General features: G+C 47.0%; 18 protein-coding genes, 1 pseudogene and 1 other annotated feature. Of the genes and pseudogenes, 10 read left to right on the forward strand and 9 right to left on the reverse strand.

The features are described 5' to 3' along the window. The 3 genes from PG915_RS10465 to PG915_RS10475 form a co-directional block, all read right to left on the reverse strand. A complete protein-coding gene (locus tag PG915_RS10465) occupies positions 1–1,035 on the reverse strand; it encodes an efflux RND transporter periplasmic adaptor subunit (RefSeq protein ID WP_353496478.1) in 1,035 nt (344 codons plus the stop codon). A 140-nt stretch (positions 1,036–1,175) separates the two neighbouring features. Beyond that, entirely contained in the window at positions 1,176–1,949 is a 774-nt protein-coding gene (locus tag PG915_RS10470; RefSeq protein WP_353496479.1) for a carbohydrate deacetylase, read from the reverse strand. Between the two features lie 11 nt (positions 1,950–1,960). Further along, positions 1,961–3,292, reverse strand: coding sequence for a 6-phospho-beta-glucosidase (locus PG915_RS10475; RefSeq protein WP_353496480.1), 1,332 nt, complete (start codon positions 3,290–3,292; stop codon positions 1,961–1,963). A gap of 101 nt (positions 3,293–3,393) precedes the next feature. Here PG915_RS10475 and PG915_RS10480 point away from each other — a divergent pair, with 101 nt between their 5' ends. Beyond that, on the forward strand, positions 3,394–4,311 hold the full coding sequence (locus tag PG915_RS10480; RefSeq protein ID WP_353498708.1) for a LysR substrate-binding domain-containing protein: 918 nt from the start codon (positions 3,394–3,396) through the stop codon (positions 4,309–4,311). Positions 4,312–4,420: 109 nt separating this feature from the next. Here the strand turns inward: PG915_RS10480 and pspC are convergent, their stop codons facing one another. Genes pspC through pspA form a run of 3 tightly spaced genes read right to left on the reverse strand, consistent with a single transcriptional unit; the run spans position 4,421 to position 5,725 of the window. Further along, positions 4,421–4,840: an envelope stress response membrane protein PspC gene (pspC, locus tag PG915_RS10485; protein WP_353496481.1), complete on the reverse strand. Its 420-nt coding sequence runs from the start codon at positions 4,838–4,840 to the stop codon at positions 4,421–4,423. Next, positions 4,800–5,036: an envelope stress response membrane protein PspB gene (gene pspB, locus PG915_RS10490; protein WP_042499466.1), complete on the reverse strand. Its 237-nt coding sequence runs from the start codon at positions 5,034–5,036 to the stop codon at positions 4,800–4,802. The genes pspC and pspB overlap by 41 nt, the downstream gene beginning before the upstream one ends. A gap of 20 nt (positions 5,037–5,056) precedes the next feature. Beyond that, positions 5,057–5,725, reverse strand: coding sequence for a phage shock protein PspA (gene pspA, locus PG915_RS10495; protein WP_353496482.1), 669 nt, complete (start codon positions 5,723–5,725; stop codon positions 5,057–5,059). 191 nt (positions 5,726–5,916) lie between these two features. Here pspA and pspF point away from each other — a divergent pair, with 191 nt between their 5' ends. The 6 genes and pseudogenes from pspF to PG915_RS10525 all read left to right on the forward strand — a co-directional run bounded on the left by pspF (position 5,917) and on the right by PG915_RS10525 (position 12,325). Beyond that, entirely contained in the window at positions 5,917–6,951 is a 1,035-nt protein-coding gene (gene pspF, locus PG915_RS10500; protein ID WP_353496483.1) for a phage shock protein operon transcriptional activator, read from the forward strand. Positions 6,952–7,089: 138 nt separating this feature from the next. Next, positions 7,090–8,711 (forward strand): annotated as a pseudogene (locus PG915_RS10505) (ABC transporter substrate-binding protein). After that, complete coding sequence (locus tag PG915_RS10510) at positions 8,712–9,674, forward strand: ABC transporter permease (RefSeq protein WP_353496484.1); 963 nt, start codon at positions 8,712–8,714, stop codon at positions 9,672–9,674. Continuing rightward, positions 9,661–10,548, forward strand: a complete 888-nt coding sequence (gene sapC, locus PG915_RS10515; RefSeq protein ID WP_353496485.1) for a putrescine export ABC transporter permease SapC — start codon at positions 9,661–9,663, stop codon at positions 10,546–10,548. The genes PG915_RS10510 and sapC overlap by 14 nt, the downstream gene beginning before the upstream one ends. After that, positions 10,548–11,543 (forward strand): oligopeptide/dipeptide ABC transporter ATP-binding protein, encoded by a 996-nt coding sequence (locus tag PG915_RS10520; protein WP_353496486.1) that lies wholly within the window; start codon positions 10,548–10,550, stop codon positions 11,541–11,543. Before sapC ends, PG915_RS10520 begins: the two co-directional genes overlap by 1 nt. Continuing rightward, positions 11,540–12,325, forward strand: coding sequence for an ATP-binding cassette domain-containing protein (locus tag PG915_RS10525; RefSeq protein WP_353496487.1), 786 nt, complete (start codon positions 11,540–11,542; stop codon positions 12,323–12,325). Before PG915_RS10520 ends, PG915_RS10525 begins: the two co-directional genes overlap by 4 nt. 86 nt (positions 12,326–12,411) lie before the next feature. Here PG915_RS10525 and rluB read toward each other — a convergent pair whose 3' ends face one another. The 3 genes from rluB to rnm form a co-directional block, all read right to left on the reverse strand. Continuing rightward, positions 12,412–13,347 (reverse strand): 23S rRNA pseudouridine(2605) synthase RluB, encoded by a 936-nt coding sequence (gene rluB / locus PG915_RS10530; protein WP_353496488.1) that lies wholly within the window; start codon positions 13,345–13,347, stop codon positions 12,412–12,414. Between the two features lie 138 nt (positions 13,348–13,485). After that, on the reverse strand, positions 13,486–14,106 hold the full coding sequence (locus PG915_RS10535; RefSeq protein ID WP_353496489.1) for an L-threonylcarbamoyladenylate synthase: 621 nt from the start codon (positions 14,104–14,106) through the stop codon (positions 13,486–13,488). Between the two features lie 174 nt (positions 14,107–14,280). Further along, a complete protein-coding gene (rnm, locus tag PG915_RS10540; protein ID WP_353496490.1) occupies positions 14,281–15,177 on the reverse strand; it encodes an RNase RNM in 897 nt (298 codons plus the stop codon). Between the two features lie 136 nt (positions 15,178–15,313). Beyond that, positions 15,314–15,416, forward strand: a sequence feature (Trp leader region). A gap of 153 nt (positions 15,417–15,569) precedes the next feature. Here rnm and PG915_RS10545 point away from each other — a divergent pair. From PG915_RS10545 to trpD, 3 genes are read left to right on the forward strand one after another with little or no spacing between them, the layout of a single operon-like run. Next, on the forward strand, positions 15,570–17,135 hold the full coding sequence (locus tag PG915_RS10545) for an anthranilate synthase component 1 (protein WP_353496491.1): 1,566 nt from the start codon (positions 15,570–15,572) through the stop codon (positions 17,133–17,135). A gap of 5 nt (positions 17,136–17,140) precedes the next feature. Beyond that, positions 17,141–17,776: an aminodeoxychorismate/anthranilate synthase component II gene (locus tag PG915_RS10550; protein ID WP_353496492.1), complete on the forward strand. Its 636-nt coding sequence runs from the start codon at positions 17,141–17,143 to the stop codon at positions 17,774–17,776. Positions 17,777–17,804: 28 nt separating this feature from the next. Further along, positions 17,805–18,806 carry an anthranilate phosphoribosyltransferase gene (trpD, locus tag PG915_RS10555; RefSeq protein WP_353496493.1) on the forward strand — a complete coding sequence of 334 codons (1,002 nt, stop codon included), beginning with the start codon at positions 17,805–17,807 and terminating at the stop codon, positions 18,804–18,806. Positions 18,807–18,810: the final 4 nt, after the last annotated feature.

Consider the following 18,810-nt stretch of genomic DNA (forward strand, 5'->3'; position numbering starts at 1 on the left):
CTAGAGCCCTCTCTCTTTGATCCATTCGCGAACCTTGATACCAGCATCGATGCCTTGCACCCCGGAAATAACGATTTGGTCGCCATTATTGAGTCCACTGATCACTTGGCGCTTGTCATTAAGCTCTACCGCTACTTTTTCAACAATACCTTGCTCATTCACACGCCATACACACTGCTTTTCGCCTTCCATAAATAATGCTGATGTTGGTATCACCGTCGCGGCGCTACTTTTTGCCACAACGAGAACTTGACCCGCCATACCGGGCAGAATCCCCACATCACTTGGGCGCTCCATGACCATGGTGACTTTATACGAGCCAGTTTTCGGATCCGCCTCTGTATCAATTTCTTGGAACGTCAGCTCATAGCCACTGGATGGGTGAGCATCAAATGTCATCGTCGCTTCCACCTCTGCACCGCCTTGGAAGCGATTAAGGAGCGTATCTGGCAGTTGGAAGTTCACTTTGAGAAGCTGATTGGACTGAATGTTCATCACGCCTTCTTTGGCCTGGATGTATTCATAATTGTCCGCGGGAATAATGGAGATAGTGCCATCGTAGGGCGCGAGCAATCGCGTATAGCTTAGATTTGCTTTCGCTTGCGACCAGTTGGCACGAGCAGAATTCATGTTTGCCTTAGCTTGGTCAAAGTCCTGTTCGGACACCACTTGCTCTTTGCGAAGCTTCAAAGCTCGTTGATATTGCACATCCGCCAAACGGAAGTTAGCTTGTGCTTGTTTTTCAAGCTGCTGATATTCATCCGGATTGAGTCCAGCTAAGAAATCCCCTTTGGTGACTCGCTGGCCTGAGCGAACGGCAATTTCTTCAAGTTGTCCTGGAACACGAAACGCTAGCACTGCTTTATCTCCCGCTTCCGATGTGGCAGGAAAAGTACGTTCAAATTGGCTGTTGCCGACAGCAACGGAGAAAAGCTTAGCGGGGCGAGATTCGGGCTCGGGAACGGGAGGCGGCTCCTTACCACACCCACTGAGAAGGCCAGTGATAACCACCAGCAAGGTAAACTTACTATTCATTCTCTAACTACCTTGTTTTAGTTGTACTTTTAAACATAGTCTAGAGAGTCAGCACTTACCACCAAGTTATTAATAATTAATGAATTTGTGGCAAAATAGCGTAGCTCAAGCGATCTATGGTCGCTTGAGCTAGTGTTTTATCAGTCGTTAGAAGCAATATCGTTAAAGCCAATGCATTGTATTTGATTCGTTTCGAGCCACTCTTTTAGTGTTCTGCTGGTTAGAATCTCCCACTCATCAACACGTTGCTGCCTATAACCAGATACCGCACAAAGCTCTTCCGTCACTTCCGTTGCCGGGTGGCACATCAACTCTACGACTCCGGTTGGCATTTTGTGCTTATAAGCTGTCAACATGGCTTTTAGATGTTCAAGGGTTGCACCTTCTGCATAAAAGCCCATACCGAACGCATCGGGAGTTGCGCTTCGTAGCATCTCTTGACCGAGCACCACATTGTCAATACGTCTTGCTGGAAGGCCTATCTCATTGATTCCCTCAGTAAAGCCAATTTTTAAAGCACGAAATGCGCCTGCAAAATGGTGACTATCAATATGGTTAATCTCGAAACCTGCATCCAATGCCGCTTGGTACTGTGCTTTAAGCTCGATAACCACTTCCTTTGGACAAATATCTGGTTTATTGAACAAAGTTGCTCTGTCATAAAAGCAGCCTGACGCATCCACTAAACTTGGTATCAGACTCGGCTCTGCAATCGGTTTGCCACTTGTTAGAGTGAAATGCAATCCAACATCAGGAATCAGCCCTTGCGCATTCAGCGCAGCGGCATGGGCCGTGCCGGGTTGATTCATCATCACCGTGGTCGATTTCACGACACCCGCTTTAATGCAATCAACAATCGCCAAATTTACGCTTTCAGTGAGCCCAAAGTCATCGGCATTGAGGATGAGTTTCATAATAAGACCCCTTATTGATTCAATGCGTGAGCAAATTTTGGCATGAAGTCTAGGTTCTCACGAATGGTTTCTTGCAAAGCTTCATCAATATGCGCACCACTATCCACTATTGGATTAAGCATTAGCGCTCGTTTTGCGAGATTAATATCACCGCTGATTGCCGCTTCAACCGTCAGAGTCTCAAACTCTTTCATCAACTGGATGAGTCTTAGCGTGCCTGTTTCAAAAGGCTCAACATTGAGAGGAATAATTTCACTGCTAGTGATGAGCGAGCTCACCTCTACCGCGCAGTCATCCGGAAGGCCTTGAATCGCTCCGTTGTTACGAGTGTTAACGTGCATGATTGAGCGCTTGTTGTTGTAGATACTATTCATAAGCTCACAAGCCGCTTCTGAGTAATAAGCTCCACCTCGCTCCTCAAGGAGTTGTGGCTTAGTATCCAATGTTGGGTCTTTATAGATTTCAAGCAGTTCGGCTTCTACTTTTGCAACCAAATCCGCACGGTTACTCTTATTTGACGATGCGGCAAACTCTTTGTCTAAAAAGTCTCTTGATTGGTAGTAGTAGCGAAGATACGCGCAAGGCACCATGTCTAAGCTTTTCAGTAATCCTTCGTCCCAACGAAATGGTGGGATGTTCTTAGGTGTCATACGGTCATTACCGGCAACCAACTGCTCAAGCACTTCACGACTGCGCTCTTGCCCGTTATGCAGCACTTTTCTCGCCCACACCAAGTGATTCAAACCCGCAATTTGCATAGTAATTTCATCGCGAGGTACACCCAACATTTCCGCTGCGCCTCGCTCCATGTTGACGGGTACGTTACATAGACCCACTGTTTTGATGGTGGAGTATTTTGTCAGCGCTTCCGTTACCATACCCGATGGATTAGTAAAATTGAGCAGCCATGCATTTGGACACAGCGCTTCCATTTCTTTGGCAATCTCTAATGCGATTGGGATGGTACGACACGCATTGGAGAACCCACCTAGGCCATTGGTTTCTTGGCCAATTACGCGATATTTAAGTGCAATTCTTTCGTCACGTAACCGCGCTTCAATACGCCCTGCTCGAAACTGAGAGCAAACAAAGTCAGCGTCCATCAAAGCTTGTTTGCGATCAGTAGTAAGGAAGACCTCTATGTTACAGCCTGTTTTAGCGATCATACGCTTAGTGAGATCCGCAATCACTTTGGCTTTTTCCATTCCCGCATCAATATCCACCAGCCAAAGTTGGGAAACAGGCAGCTCGTGATGTCTTGCCAACAAGCCCTCTACCAATTCCGGTGTGTAACTAGAACCACCACCAATCACAACCACTTTCAGTTTTTTCATCTCAGTCATAATCATCATTCCTCTTCAAAAGATTACGTGATTTAATTTATAGGTGAGACTAGAATCAAACAAACCAATAAAACCCTCTTATGAATTAGCTGGAGTAATGCATAGTGGCTATTCACAATCGTCAGCAGTTATTGTCATTGCTGCACACATTTAGTGTCGCAGCCCGCCACCTCAGTTTTACTCTCGCGGCGGATGAACTGTTTGTTACCCAAGGCGGTGTCAGTCAGCGAATCAAGAAGCTCGAAGATTTATTGGGGTTCAGCTTGTTCGTGCGAAAAACGCGAAAGCTTGAGCTGACGCCCGAGGGGCAACGCGTACTGATGATGCTCAACCTATCGTTTGAGACCATTTTCTCCGAGATCTCTGATATTCAAACCGGTGAACTGTCAGGTGAACTGTATATCGCAACCTCACCTTATTTCGCTTCCGCTTGGTTAATGCCAAGATTACCCGATTTTAAAGCTCGCTATCCGAAACTTGCCATTAAACTGCAAGCCAAACAGAATCAATCCGACTTTCAGTTTGAACCCTACGATGCGGCTATTTTCTACAGTGAGGGTCACTACCCTAACCAATTCAGCGAGCGGTTATTTGCGGGAGTAAGAACGCCGCTGTGCAGTCCTGATTATGCTAGGCGTCTGGGTTTGGATCTGGACTTAGATACCAATATGGATGATGGGTTAGAGACTCTCGCTAAGGCCAATTTTATTCATAGCGGCGACAGCAGTGCTTGGCATCGGTGGCTGCAAGCCATGGGCGCATCGGTGGACTGTCAGCAGCATTGTGATTATTACAGCGACAACCGTCTTGCGATGGATGCGGCAGTGCTCTCAATGGGCGTGGTGCTCGGGCGATTGGAGTTCGCTCAGAATCAAGTGGAAGAAGGCACTTTGGTTGCGCCTTTTGCCAAGTTGGCATCGGGCAAAGGCTATGATTTAGTTTGTCCTAAAGGCATGGAAAATCGGGCGAAATTTACTGCATTCTCGCGCTGGGTGAAAGATCACATCACTGTTACGTGAAAAAGCCCTGCCAATCTGAAATTAGCATCAAAGCACTAGCTATAAATTACAGTACACAAAAAAGGCGCCTTAGCGCCTTTACCATTCCAAACAAGCTGTGCCTGTTTGATTACAACTTACTGAACTCGCGATTGACCTTAAACGCTTCGGATGTGACATACGCTTCCATGTCTCGCACTTTATGCTCCATTGAGTCAAAGTCACGTTCCAACGTATTAATGAGATCCTTAGCATTCTGTCCTTGCTGCCAAGGTTTACTCTTTAGCGAATGTTCCTGCTTGGACTTCATCGCCTGAACAAAATTGTCTGGCTGCTTTTCCAGCATCAAACTCATTGCCACATAGGCGAGTAGGACAAGGAAACTACCACCCAAGAGTGCCGCTGAAATCACCAAGATTCTGACCAGCCACACCTCGAGTCCAAAGTAATTAGCAAGTCCTGCACAAACACCAGTGAGCTTGCCGTTAACCGGATCTTTATACAGCTCTCTATGAGTCATAAGTTTGCCTCCAGTTTGGTGCCTCTGCATCTAGAATTCGTTCTAAGTTGTCAACACGAGCTTGCATCTTTTCAGCTCGCTGCGACAAAGACTGCAATTTCTGAAACTCTTGCTCAGATAATCCATTATCGGCTTTGCGTTTGCTGCGGTAGTGGAGAAAAAGCCACAGCGGTGCGACAAAAATCAGAAAGACAATTAATGGACCCGCAATTAAAAAAGTCGACATGTTTTTCTCCTACTCCGTTGTTATTTGTCTTTGTTCATCTGCTCTTTAAGTTTGGCGAGCTCTTGATCTATTTCATCTTGAGCCTGCAGCTCTGCGAACTCTTGATCGAGTGACTTAGCGTTCCCCGTCTTCGAATACAGATCAGCTTCCGCTTCAAGTTCATCGATTTTACGCGAGTACTGCTCAAACTTAGCCATCGCTTCGTGGGTGCGGCTCGTGTGTAGATGTTTTTGCACATCGCGACGGTTACTGGCTGCTTCCGAGCGAATCACGAGAGCTTGCTGCTTAGCACGAGTTTCTGTGATTTTAGATTCTAGCTTAGCAATCTCGTTCGTCAGTTTGTCAATGGTTTCTTCGACCAAGGTTTGCTCATCGTGCAAGCCTTTCACAACGTTTTCAAGCTTTTGCTTTTCAATGAGCGCTGCTCTTGCTAGGTCTTCACGTTGTTTTGTGAGTGCTAATGTCGCTTTCTGTGCCCATTCAGCAATTTGTTCTTCAATGGCCGTGACCTTGCGCGCTAACTCTTTTTTGTCGGCAATCGCTTTTGCGGAGTTAGTACGTACTTCCACTAGCGTATCTTCCATTTCCTGAATGATGAGACGAATCATCTTTTCTGGATCTTCCGCTTTATCAAGCAAGGCACTAACATTTGAATTTACGATATCGGCAAAACGAGAAAAAATACCCATAATACATCTCCTATCTGGATGAGTTCGCCAATGAACTCTTTGGTTGTTGATAACAGTAATCCAAGTACCGTGCCAACATTTTCATTTCTTACATATCAATAACTTAAATATAGTCACTCGCTTTCATCCAATGCCATGCTAAGATGCATAAGCCAACAATTGGTATTTTTTACCAACATTGAGAGGAAATCATGGCGCAAAACTTAATTGGTGAATCCCCCGCGTTTTTAGCGGTGCTCGATAAGGTCTCAAGGCTTGCTCCTATCGACAGGCCCGTACTGGTGATTGGTGAGCGTGGTACAGGTAAAGAGCTTATCGCACAGCGACTTCACTATCTGTCGAGGCGTTGGGATCAACCTTTAGTCTCATTGAACTGCTCTACTCTCAGTGAAGGACTCATTGACTCAGAGCTGTTTGGCCATGAATCCGGTGCCTTTACTGGCGCCAAAGGACGTCACCAAGGCCGCTTCGAACGCGCCGAAAACGGCACATTATTCTTAGATGAACTCGCTACTACGCCGCTTTCTGTTCAAGAAAAGCTGCTTCGCGTAATTGAATATGGTCAGTACGAAAGAGTTGGCGGAGCCAAGGCACTGGAGGCGAACGTTCGATTGGTCTGCGCAACTAATGAAGATTTACCAGCACTCGCCGAAAAAGGAAAGTTTCGCGCCGATCTCCTCGATCGTCTCGCCTTTGATGTTATTCATCTTCCGCCTTTAAGGCACAGACAAGAAGACATTCCCCTGTTGGCCGAATTTTACGCGATTAAAATGTGCCGCGAGCTAGGGTTACCCTTTTTCGTAGGCTTCACCGAACAAGCTTGGCAAAGCATCTATGACTATCATTGGCCTGGCAACGTGCGAGAGCTGAAAAACGTGGTTGAGCGTGCTGTGTATCAGCAAGGCACCACTGAAGCGCCTATTGAATCTCTGATATTCAACCCTTTTGAAAATCAGTTTAGTCAACCGAGTCCTATAGCAAGAAGAGATCTGGCGGATAACAATACAAACGGTGATAGCGCCTCGTCAGAGGATTCCGATGCAGCCGCACCATCATCGGACTACCACTTTCCATTAAACTTTAAGTCTTGGCAAGATGAGCAGAATATTAAGCTGATAAATGAAGCGCTTAAACAAGCTCAATACAATCAACGTGGTGCAGCCAAACTGCTAAGCTTGAGTTATGACCAGCTAAGAGGCTTAGTGCGAAAGTATAAACTGGTTTGATGTTGATGGGTTACTTGGCTTTCTATACGACAAACTCAGCGATAAGTGCTTGTCGTTATTGGTTTAGCAAGCGAATTAGTGGTAAATTACCCTGATCTCAATATAGATAATACGTTCGCCAACGAATGTAGCGTGTTTATGAAGGCATTAATCAAATTATCACTCGGGCTCTGTGGCTTAATTTTGCTCGCTGGATGTGAAGACAAAGTCGACCACTCCAAAATACGACAAGACGGTTTCGTCTATTGTGACCAAGGCCGACCGAGTACATTCAACCCGCAACTCGTAGACGGTGGCATTACTGTCGAGTCGATTGCACCGCAATTATTCGACACCTTGCTCACGCTAAACTCAGGAACGCATCAGCCTGTGCCTAACCTAGCGAAAGCCTGGAAGGTCAACAAGGCGGGGACTGAGTACACCTTTACACTCCGAGACAATGTTCAATTTCAGAGCACGGATTGGTTTACGCCGTCTCGCGCTTTGAATGCGGATGATGTGGTGTTCAGCTTTAGCCGTATTATCGACCCTAACCACCCATTCCATGATGTGGGTGGCAGTGTGTACCCTTGGTTTGCCGGTATCGACTTCTCCAACCTAGTCGAAAAAGTGGAAGCCATCGACGGACTGACGGTGAAATTTACCCTATCAAGACCAGACAATTCATTCTTATCAAATATCTCTACCGCACACGCGCCTATCTTCTCTGCCGAATATGCAGACCAGCTGGTTACAGGCGACAATAAACTGAATCTCGATACTCACCCTGTCGGTACGGGGGCCATTCTACTTGGATGAGTATCAAGTTGCGGACTTGGTTCGTCTTAAACGCCATGAAGACTATTGGCGTGGTTCCGCTCAAATGTCACAAGTGGTTTTTTGATATCTCACACCGGGGTGCTGGTGCTCTAGCCAAACTGCTACGTAATGAATGTGATGTTCTAAACTCACCAATTTCAAGCCAAATTCCGGTAATACTTGAAGAAGACTCGGTCGTACTGCAAGCCAAACCCGCCATGAACGTGGCGTTTGTTGCTATGAATACTCAGCACCGAGCACTTAGTGACCCTCGCGTTCGTAAAGCACTGAACCTTGCCATTAACCGCGACACTATTTTAGAGGCCGTCTATTTCGGCAGCGGGGAAACCGCCTACAGTTTGCTTCCACCAAGCTCTTGGGCCCATCAAAAAGACACGGTACAAGTTCGCTATGACCGTAACTATGCGATGGCACTGCTTCGTGAGGCCGGGTACGGACACGGGCTAGAGCTTACTATGGCAGTACCTCTTGAGCCACGTGTGTACAACCCAAGCCCGCGTAAAACAGCAGAGCTTATTCAGGCAAACTTTGCCAACATTGGCGTCACACTTAATTTGCTAACCGATGATCGCGTTGATCGCCTAGAATTGTCCAACATCGAATCTGTCGATATGCTTCTAACCGGCTGGGTAGGCAATACGGGCGATCCGGATAATTACTTAAGACCACTGCTCTCTTGCACCTCAAAGCGTGAAGGCCTAAACCTTTCTATGTGGTGTAACGATGACTTTGACTTTATTTTGGACTTAGCTCTTGAAGTCAACCAACCAAGATATCGTCTAAATCTATATCGCCAAGCACAAAATATTCTAAATGAGGAAGTGCCGGTGCTGCCTATCGCTCACGGACAAAAATACCAAGCGCACAATGACAACTTGACCGGTTTTAGAACCAGTCCGTTCAATGCTCAACCTTTTGATCAAGTGATGAGGTTGAAATAAATGTTCTGGTACTCAATACGTCGCCTTAACCTATTTGTCATCACGCTGTTGATTCTCACCTTTGTGGGATACAGTTTGGTGAGACTTGAACCGACTTCGCAATGGGCATCTGCACCTATGCTTGAGGGTTGGTTCGAATACCTTAGCAGATTGCTTCAACTCGATTTTGGTCTGACGAAAGCCGGTGTGCCAATCACCCAAGAACTCGCCTCCGTGCTACCTGCAACATTAGAGCTATGTTTTGCGGCGTTTACTATTTCGGTATTTATTGGCATTCCTGCGGGTACCATCGCCGGAATGCGCAAAGGCAAGTGGCTTGATAACGTGATCTCATTTTCCTCTATGGTCGGCTATGCCGCGCCACTATTTTGGATCGCGCTATTGATGATCATGTATTTCTCGCTCAATTATCAATGGTTCCCAGTGGCCGGGCGCTATGACCTACTTTATGAAATTGATCATGTGACTGGTTTTGCACTTATTGACGCGATCCTATCGGATGGCCCGTACCGCAAAGAAGCACTTCAAAGCGTTATAGAACATATGATCCTACCTTGTTTGGTCTTGGCATTGTCACCAACGATGCAGGTTATTCGTATGATGAGAACCTCCGTAACCGAAGTTATGGCACAAAACTACATTCGTGCGGCGCGTATTCGTGGTCTATCCAACTACGAAATCGTCATTGAACACGTGCTGCGCAATGCGATTCCGCCAATTATCCCTAAACTGGGCGTGCAGCTTTCAAGTATGATCACCTTGGCTATCATGACCGAGTCTATCTTTAACTGGCCGGGCGTTGGTCGTTGGCTGTTAGATGCACTATCAAACCAAGACTACGCGTCAATTCAAGCTGGCGTTCTAGTGGTGGCGACGATTGTATTGGCGGCGAGTATCGTCTCTGATCTTATCGGCGCGATGATCAACCCGTTAGTAAGGAAGGAATGGTATGCTGTCAGATAACGTTTATCAGGAAGAGCGCATTCCTACTCAGCTTGAGCGCTTTTGGCGCAGCTACCGCTCAAACAGCTTATCGATGTTTGGTCTGTGGTGTTTGGTTTTTATCATCCTTATCACCCTACTATCGCCATTCATTACTCCTTATGATCCAATGGCACAGAGCTCGAACCTACTAGTGCCACCATCATGGGATCCAAAAGGCACGGTAGATTTTTTCTTCGGCACCGATGATTTAGGCCGTGATATTTTGTCTCGCATCATCGACGGCTCACGCTTGTCATTTGGCGCAGCGGTGATCATAACAGTGATCGCAACGTTGGTCGGTTGCTTAATTGGTATCTTGGCTGGTATGACGCGCGGGCTACTATCGAGCACACTCAACCACCTGCTTGACACTGTCATGTCCATCCCATCGCTGCTGTTGGCAATCATCTTCGTTGCCTTCTTAGGCCCTGGTGAGTTCAATATTATGCTGGCGATTTGTCTCGCATTGATCCCACGGTTTATTCGTTCCATTTACATGGCTGTCCATACCGAAGTAGAAAAAGACTACATTATGGCCGCTAGACTTGATGGCGCTAACGAGTTTTACCTACTGTGGAACTCCATTCTTCCAAACCTATTAACTGTGATTGCAGCTGAGGTTACTTTCGCTTTGTCTATCGCTATTCTTGATATCACTGCCTTAGGCTTTTTAGGCCTTGGTGCCCAAGCGCCAAGCAGTGAATGGGGTGCTGTACTCGGTGATGCAGCCGAGCTACTTTACCTTGCACCATGGACCGTTATTCTGCCAGGTCTTGCGATTCTGTGTACGGTTGTTGTGGTGAACATTGTGGGTGAAGGCATCCGAAGTGCATTGAGTGCGGGGATCGAATAATGCCAGTATTAGACATTCGACATCTCACTATCGAAATCGAAACCCCGCAGGGGTTAGTGAAAGCCGTCGATCGCATGAGCTTCACCATTAACGAAGGTGAAATCCGCGGTCTTGTGGGTGAATCGGGTTCAGGTAAGAGCTTGGTAGCTAAAGCGATTGTTGGTGTAACCAAAGATAACTGGAAGGTCACAGCCGACCGCATGCGCCTTGGCAATATTGACCTGCTTCAGTTAACACCGCGAGAGCGGAGGCGAGTGATTGCTCGTGACGTTGCGATGATTTTCCAAGAGCCTACGACCTGTCTCGACCCTTCTGAGCAAGTCGGGAAACAGCTTATCGAGTCTATTCCGGCTCGCTCATTTGAAGGCAAATGGTGGGAGCGATTTAAGTGGCGTAAAAAGCAAGCTATTGCCCTACTGCATAAAGTGGGTATTAAAGAGCACACCCGCGTGATGCACAGCTACCCATACGAGCTCACCGATGGTGAATGCCAAAAGATCATGATTGCGATGGCCATTGCAGCTAAGCCAAAACTGCTGCTTGCCGATGAACCAACCAATGACTTGGATCCCATTACTCAGTCGCAGATCTTACGTTTATTGAGTCGTATGAATCAGCTCAACAACACTACCATAGTGTTGATTGGCCACGATTTAACGACCATCACCCAATGGGCGACGCGCATTACGGTGATGTATTGTGGTCAGTCGGTAGAGTCGGCTGACACCGCAAAAATTTTGGCAAAACCAAAGCATCCATATACCGTTGCGCTTCTAAAAGCGATGCCTGATTTTGGAGAATGGATACCGCATAAAGAGAAGCTTCAATCGCTTCCTGGCTCTATCCCCCCACTTCAGCACCTGCCTATTGGCTGTCGATTGGGTCCGCGTTGCCCATATGCGCAAAGGCAGTGCGTAGAAATACCTGAAGCTAAACGAATTAAGAACCATAAGTTCAGTTGTCACTTCCCGCTGAACACGGAGAAAAAAGCATGAGTTCGTTGTTAGAAGTCTCCGACCTTAAAAAAGACTTTGTCACTCGCTCAAAGCTGTTCCAAAGAAACGTGCAGCATGCCGTTAAACCTGTCAGCTTTAGCCTTGAGGCTGGCCAGACTATTGGTTTTATCGGCAAAAATGGTTCCGGAAAATCAACGCTGGCACGTATGCTCGCCGGCATGGTCGAACCGACTTCAGGTGAGATACGAGTCAATGGCGATCTACTTGAGCACAAAGACTACTCCACGCGCTGCAAGCTGATTCGCATGATTTTCCAAGACCCAAATACGTCTTTGAATCCGCGGATTCAAATCGGTCGCATTCTCGAAGGTCCCTTAAAACGAAACACTAACATGCCTCCAGAAGCGCGCATGCAACGTGTGAAAGACACGCTCATTCGCGTTGGGCTGTTACCGGAGCATGCCTATTTCTATCCGCAAATGCTGGCAACCGGACAAAAACAGCGCGTCTGTCTAGCACGTGCATTGATCCTTCAGCCATCTATTATAGTTGCAGACGAAGCGTTGAATGGTTTGGACATGGCGATGCGCTCACAGATCATTAACCTGTTTCTCGAGCTTCAAGAAGAAATGGGAGTCGCGTTTGTTTATGTGTCTCAGCACCTAGGCATCGTGAAACACATCACTGACAAGGTCATGGTGATGCATGAAGGTGATGTTGTAGAGTATGGGAACACCAATGATGTCATTACCAACCCTCAGCACATCGTCACCCAGCGAATGGTCGAGAGCCACTTTATGAAAAGCCCAAACCACCGCTAACTTCCCTTCGCGATAAAAAGGGACTAAACGCCAGACATAAAAAAACCAGCTTACGCTGGTTTTTTAGCATTCGAGAAATGTCGTGATTAACGGCGCGTCTTATTACGTGAGCCCTGCTCACCAGAAGACTTTTTGTTGCGGCGCTGTTGGTTGCTACGACCTTTTGGTGCATTTGCACGCTCTTCGTGGCGACGTACTGCACGACGGATTTTCTGGCTGCGAGAACGCTCACGTTGACGAGAAGTATTTTGACCTTGCTGATCGAGCATGGTCTCTTTCTCTGGACGAAGTTCAACTAGTTCACGTAGGTAGTTTACTTCTTTAAGAGTTAGCTCCATCCAACCGCCACGAGGCAGTTTCTTGTCTAGGTAGATGTCACCATAGCGAACACGTTTCAGGCGGCTTACTGTGGTCTCTTGAGATTCCCAAAGACGACGAACTTCGCGGTTACGGCCTTCGTTGATAACAACGTAGAAGGTGTGGTTCATACCTTCACCACCTGCGTACACCACGTCTTCGAAACGTGCCATTCCGTCTTCAAGCTCGACACCGTTTACCACGTTGCGAACTTTTTTCTCGTCCACGTCACCGAAAACGCGAACTAGGTATTCACGCTCAACTTGGCGGCTTGGGTGCATTAGGCGGTTAGCTAGCTCACCATCCGTCGTGAACAGAAGCAGACCTGATGTGTTAGCATCAAGACGGCCGACAGAAATCCAGCGGGAACCGCGGATTTTCGGCAAACGATCGAATACAGTACGACGACCTTCAGGGTCGTGACGTGTACATAGCTCACCTTCTGGCTTGTAATAGGCCAGAACTCGACAAACCACTTCTTCTTGTGCTTTGGCAGAAACAGTATGACCATCGATACGGATGACCGCATTTTCGTCTTCCAGACGTTCGCCCAGTCTTGCTACCTGACCATTCACACTCACGCGCCCTGTCTTAATCAGGGTTTCAAGTTCACGACGAGAACCGTGGCCTGCGCGAGCAAGCACTTTTTGTAATTTTTCGCTCATTTACCTACCTATAATGTCGTCTTCACAGACGTCGAAACCAGATAATGCGACCTAAAATCGCGGTCGCGTATTATCGCAAAGAAACCTGGTTCACGCACCAAGTTTCTTCATAAATTTAGTAAGAAAACATTCAAAACTCTACTCGAACGGTTCAGGGTCACCCGCACCAATACGCAGAACTTTGGCTTCGTCATCACTAAAGTCAATCACAGTCGTTGGCTGCTCACCCAAATAACCACCATTCAAGATACAATCGACCGCATGCTCTAGCTTGTCGCGAATATCTTCCGGATCCGATTCTGTTACTTCGTTACCTGGCAAAATCAGAGACGTTGACATCAACGGCTCACCCAACGCTTCAAGTAAATCTAGGGCAATTTGGTTGTTTGGAACACGAATACCGATAGTTTTACGCTTTGGATTCATCAAACGGCGAGGGACTTCTTTAGTGCCTTTGAAGATAAAAGTGTAAGGTCCAGGCGTATTGTTCTTTAGCAAGCGGAATGCAGTATTATCTACACGTGCATAAAGTGATAGCTCAGACAAATCACGGCACAACAAGGTGAAGTTGTGTTTGTCATCAAGACGACGGATCTGGCAAATGCGCTCCAGCGCTTGTTTATTTTCTAGCTGACACCCCAGTGCATAACCAGAATCGGTGGGATAAATAATGACACCGCCGCTACGAATAATAGCTACCGCTTGAGTGATCAAGCGTGCCTGCGGGTTGTCTGGGTGTACATAAAAAAATTGGCTCATTGTTATTCCTTCAAACTTAAGGACGCTCTCGGCACGACCTTCCCTGTCGTTCGACTTCAAGAGCTGTCGCTTTAATACAATATATAATCAAAAGAAAGTGCGGTGAAGATGCTTATTTCAAGGTCGACTTGTTTCAAGGTCAACGTGGTTCAAGGTCTAAAACTGTCGGCTTCGTTATTCTTTTTCACCATCTTCAGTACCACTCTCAATTGTAGTGGTCGTCAGCGAAGTTGCTGTTTTTAATGGTAGGCGATCCCATACAGGCTCAGCCCCCGAAGGTAGCCATAGGTTTCTACCTAACTCCATCCAAGGAGAAGGATAGTGGAAATCTGACCCTTGTGAAGCTAATAGATTGTATTGTATCGCATAATCCGCGAGGTTGCGCCTTTCTTGTTGACTTTGTTGTGGCTGAGCGACTTCCATTGCATCACCATTCGCTTCAACAAATGCCGTCAGTAGACGCTTCAGCCATTTAGCCGTTAGCTGGTAACGACCAGGATGTGCCAGCACGGCTACCCCACCCGCTTGATGAATCGCGTCCACCGCTTCGGACATCGTGCACCAGTTTGGCGGCACGTAGCCGGTGTTATTACGAGTCATGAACTTCTTGAACACTTGCTGCATGTTTTTTGCGTAGCCATTGTCTACCAGCCATTTGGCGAAATGAGCGCGTGTTATCGGCGCATCACCCGCGATCGCTTTTACTTCCTCAAGCAAACCTTCGCGAGTCGCTTTTTCTAATCGATGAGCGATGAGCTCCGAGCGTTCTACTCTTCTTGCTTGCTGAGCTCGAATCAACGTATTTAACTCTGGGGAGTCAATGCCTACGCCAAGCCCGACAATATGAATATCTTTATTCTGCCAAACCGTCGAAATCTCGATACCGTTCACCAACTCAATTGGCAAAGATTGCTCTTCAATTAACTGATGAGCAACAGGCAATGCATCTAAGGTATCGTGGTCGGTAATCGCCAATACTTTCACGTCAAAGCTTATGGCTCTTTCCAAAAGATCAGCAACCGATAATCGGCCATCAGAGGCGGTAGTGTGACTGTGTAAATCTATCTTCATTTTTTCACATTTTCGGTTGACTTTTACAGCTCGAACTAGTTAACTAGTACGCAGATACAGATTTTGAGATTAGGCACGTATGTTACTCGATATTCAACCATTCAAAAAACCTTTAAACCGTAGGGTTAACGCTCTAGTAGGTTGGTGGCGCACTTGGACACAATCCGAGTGGGCTTTTTTGCGTGCATAATCAAACCTAAACTTGATTAAAGCCCACTCAACTGAGTGGGCTTTTTTGTTTTTCGATTCATCTGACAAAGAATTCAATTTAAACGATTATTTTAGCAACAATTTGGGAACATTGAACGTTGGGCAAACGTTTTAATTGTGCGACTATAACTCGGTGTACCAAGATTGTTGCAACAGCAGATTCAAGATTAAAAGGAGCTTTTGTGAATAAAGCCATTAGCATCAATAAACAGGGTCGATTGGAAGTACTTTCTCTCCAAGTGCCGTACGCACAAGACCCAACCAGACTGTTTCACACCTTGTGTAAAAACAAAACCGATAGTCTGCTACTTGAGTCTGCTGAAATTGACTCAAAACAAGACTTACAGAGCCTCCTCATCGTTGACTCGGCGGTTCGTATTGTCTGTGAAGGACACAAAGTACGCTACGAAGCACTAACCAATAACGGTGTGAACCTGCTGCGCGTTATCGCCCAAAACCTTACTGACGATATCGAACGCACAGTGACCGATAGCGAACTTATCGTTCAGTTCGAAATGCCAGACGACACACTTGATGAAGACTCTCGCCTTCGTGAGGCGTCATCGTTTGATGCGCTGCGTCTGGTTCAGCACAGCTTTGACCTAACGGGTCTTGATAAAAACGCGATTTTCATGGGCGGTCTGTTTGCCTATGACATCGTGGCAAACTTTGAACCACTTGGTGATGCTGACAAAGCGAATCAATGCCCAGACTTTGTATTCTATGTCGCTGAAAGCCTGCTGATTGTAGACCATCAGAAAGAATCTTGTGATTTACAAACAACACTGTTTAACCACGATGATGCTGAACTAACGCGCATTCGCGGTCGAATCACAGAGATTAGCCAGCAATGCAAAAACCTTAAGATGGTACCCGCGGCAACCAAAGTCGCTGGCATTGAAGAAGACGTGAGTATTTCAGACGAAGACTTCTGCCAAATTGTTCGCGACCTTAAAGAATACGTGGTTCGCGGCGATATTTTCCAAGTGGTCCCTTCTCGCCGCTTTACCCTACCGTGCCCTTCTCCACTTGCTGCATACAAAGAACTCAAGCAAAGCAATCCAAGCCCTTATATGTTCTACATGCAAGATGAGCTGTTTACTCTGTTCGGTGCGTCTCCAGAAAGTGCACTGAAGTACGGAAAAGATTCTAACCAAATTGAGATCTACCCGATCGCCGGTACGCGCCGTCGCGGTAAAAATCCAGATGGCAGCATCAACAAAGATCTCGATAGCCGCATCGAACTTGAACTGCGTAGCGACATGAAAGAAAACGCGGAGCACATGATGCTGGTTGACCTAGCACGTAATGACGTGGCTCGCATTGCTGAGCCTGGCTCTCGCCATGTGGCAGATCTTTTGAAAACCGACCGTTATAGTCACGTGATGCACTTAGTATCTCGTGTAGTCGGCCAGCTTCGTGGTGACCTAGATGCGCTTCACGGCTACCAAGCGTGTATGAACATGGGGACGCTAACTGGCGCACCTAAGATTCGTGCTATGCAGTTGATTCGTCAATTTGAAGGTCAAACTCGCGGCAGCTATGGCGGAGCAGTTGGTTACATGAATGGCGCCGGTGATTTAGATACCTGTATCGTAATCCGCTCAGCGTATGTTGAAGACGGTATTGCTCAAGTTCAAGCAGGTGCTGGCGTCGTGTTCGACTCTGACCCTCAATCTGAAGCGGATGAAACTCGTGGTAAGGCGCAAGCCGTCATTTCAGCAATCAAAACGGCGCACAAGGGGTAATCACGATGTCTAACAATCCAAAGTCAGTAAGCAACGAACTCGCTAATATTGTTTTTGTCGATAACTTTGACTCGTTTACCTACAACCTGGTGGATCAATTCCGAAGCCTAGGCCACAGCGTAAAAATTTATCGTAACCACATCTCCGCGGATAAAATTGCCAAAGCGGTATTAGATCTAAAGAACCCTGTCGTCGTGCTCTCTCCTGGTCCTGGTGCACCTTCCGACGCGGGCTGTATGCCAGAGCTGATTAAAACATTGCGTGGCAAAGTACCAATGATCGGTATTTGTCTTGGTCATCAAGCGATCGTTGAAGCCTATGGCGGTGTCGTTGCTGGCGCGGGCGAAATTATTCACGGCAAAGTGTCGATGATGGCGCATGACAATCACACTATCTACCAAGGTTTACCTTCACCGCTAGCCATTGCGCGTTATCACTCACTAGTGGCAACGAAAGTGCCTGACTCATTGGAAGTAACTGCACAGGTTGATGGTCTAGTAATGTCAGTGGCGAATGAACAAGATCGTATCTGTGGCTTTCAGTTTCACCCAGAATCAATTATGACAACATATGGCGCGACACTGCTTAGCAATGCCATCGCATGGGCGACTGAACAGTCTGTCGAAACAAAATCTGCTTAAGAACTCAAACAACTAAGGAATCGTAATTATGGAAAATATCATCAACAAACTTTACGACCAACTGGATCTAACTCAAGAAGAGAGCCAGTCGTTGTTTGACACTATTATCCAAGGTGAGCTAGACCCAATCCTGATGTCAGCAGCTCTAACAGCACTCAAAATCAAAGGCGAAACGCCGGACGAGATCGCAGGTGCAGCCAAAGCACTGCTTGCCAATGCGAACCCATTCCCTCGTCCTGATTATGACTTTGCTGATATCGTGGGCACAGGTGGCGACGGTGCCAACACCATCAACATCTCAACCACAGCGGCATTTGTGGCAGCGGCGTGCGGTCTTAAAGTCGCAAAACACGGTAACCGTGGCGTATCAAGCAAATCTGGCTCTTCGGATCTTCTTGATTCATTTGGTATCGATCTGGCGATGTCTGCTGAAGACACTCGCAGCGCAGTCGATGAAATTGGTGTCGCTTTCCTGTTTGCACCTCAGTATCACGGCGGCGTTCGCCATGCGATGCCAGTACGCCAAACCATGAAAACTCGAACCATCTTCAACATCCTTGGTCCGCTCATTAACCCAGCGCGCCCTAACATAGAACTGATGGGCGTATATGATGCAAAACTGGTTCGTCCTATTGCGGAAACCATGTTACAAATGGGTATGAAGCGTGCAGCCGTTGTTCACGGCAGTGGCTTAGATGAAGTCGCTATTCACGGTGAAACTCTGGTCGCAGAGATTCAAGATGGCAAGATCACCGAATACACGCTAACGCCTGCAGATTTCGGTTTAGAGTCTTACCCACTCGAAACTATCAAAGGTGGTGAGCCAGAAGAAAACCGCGCCATCATCACTAATATGCTAACGGGTAAAGGAACGGACGCGCAGTTAGGCGCTGTTGCGATAAACGTCGCGCTTCTAATGAAACTATTTGGTCATGAAGACCTCAAAGCCAATGCAGCGCAAGCCATTGATGCAATGAACTCAGGTAAAGCTTACGAGCTGGTTCAAAAGCTTGCGGCACACGGCAAGTAACTCG

It is taken from the genome of Vibrio sp. CB1-14, assembly GCF_040412085.2.
GTDB lineage: Bacteria > Pseudomonadota > Gammaproteobacteria > Enterobacterales > Vibrionaceae > Vibrio > Vibrio chaetopteri.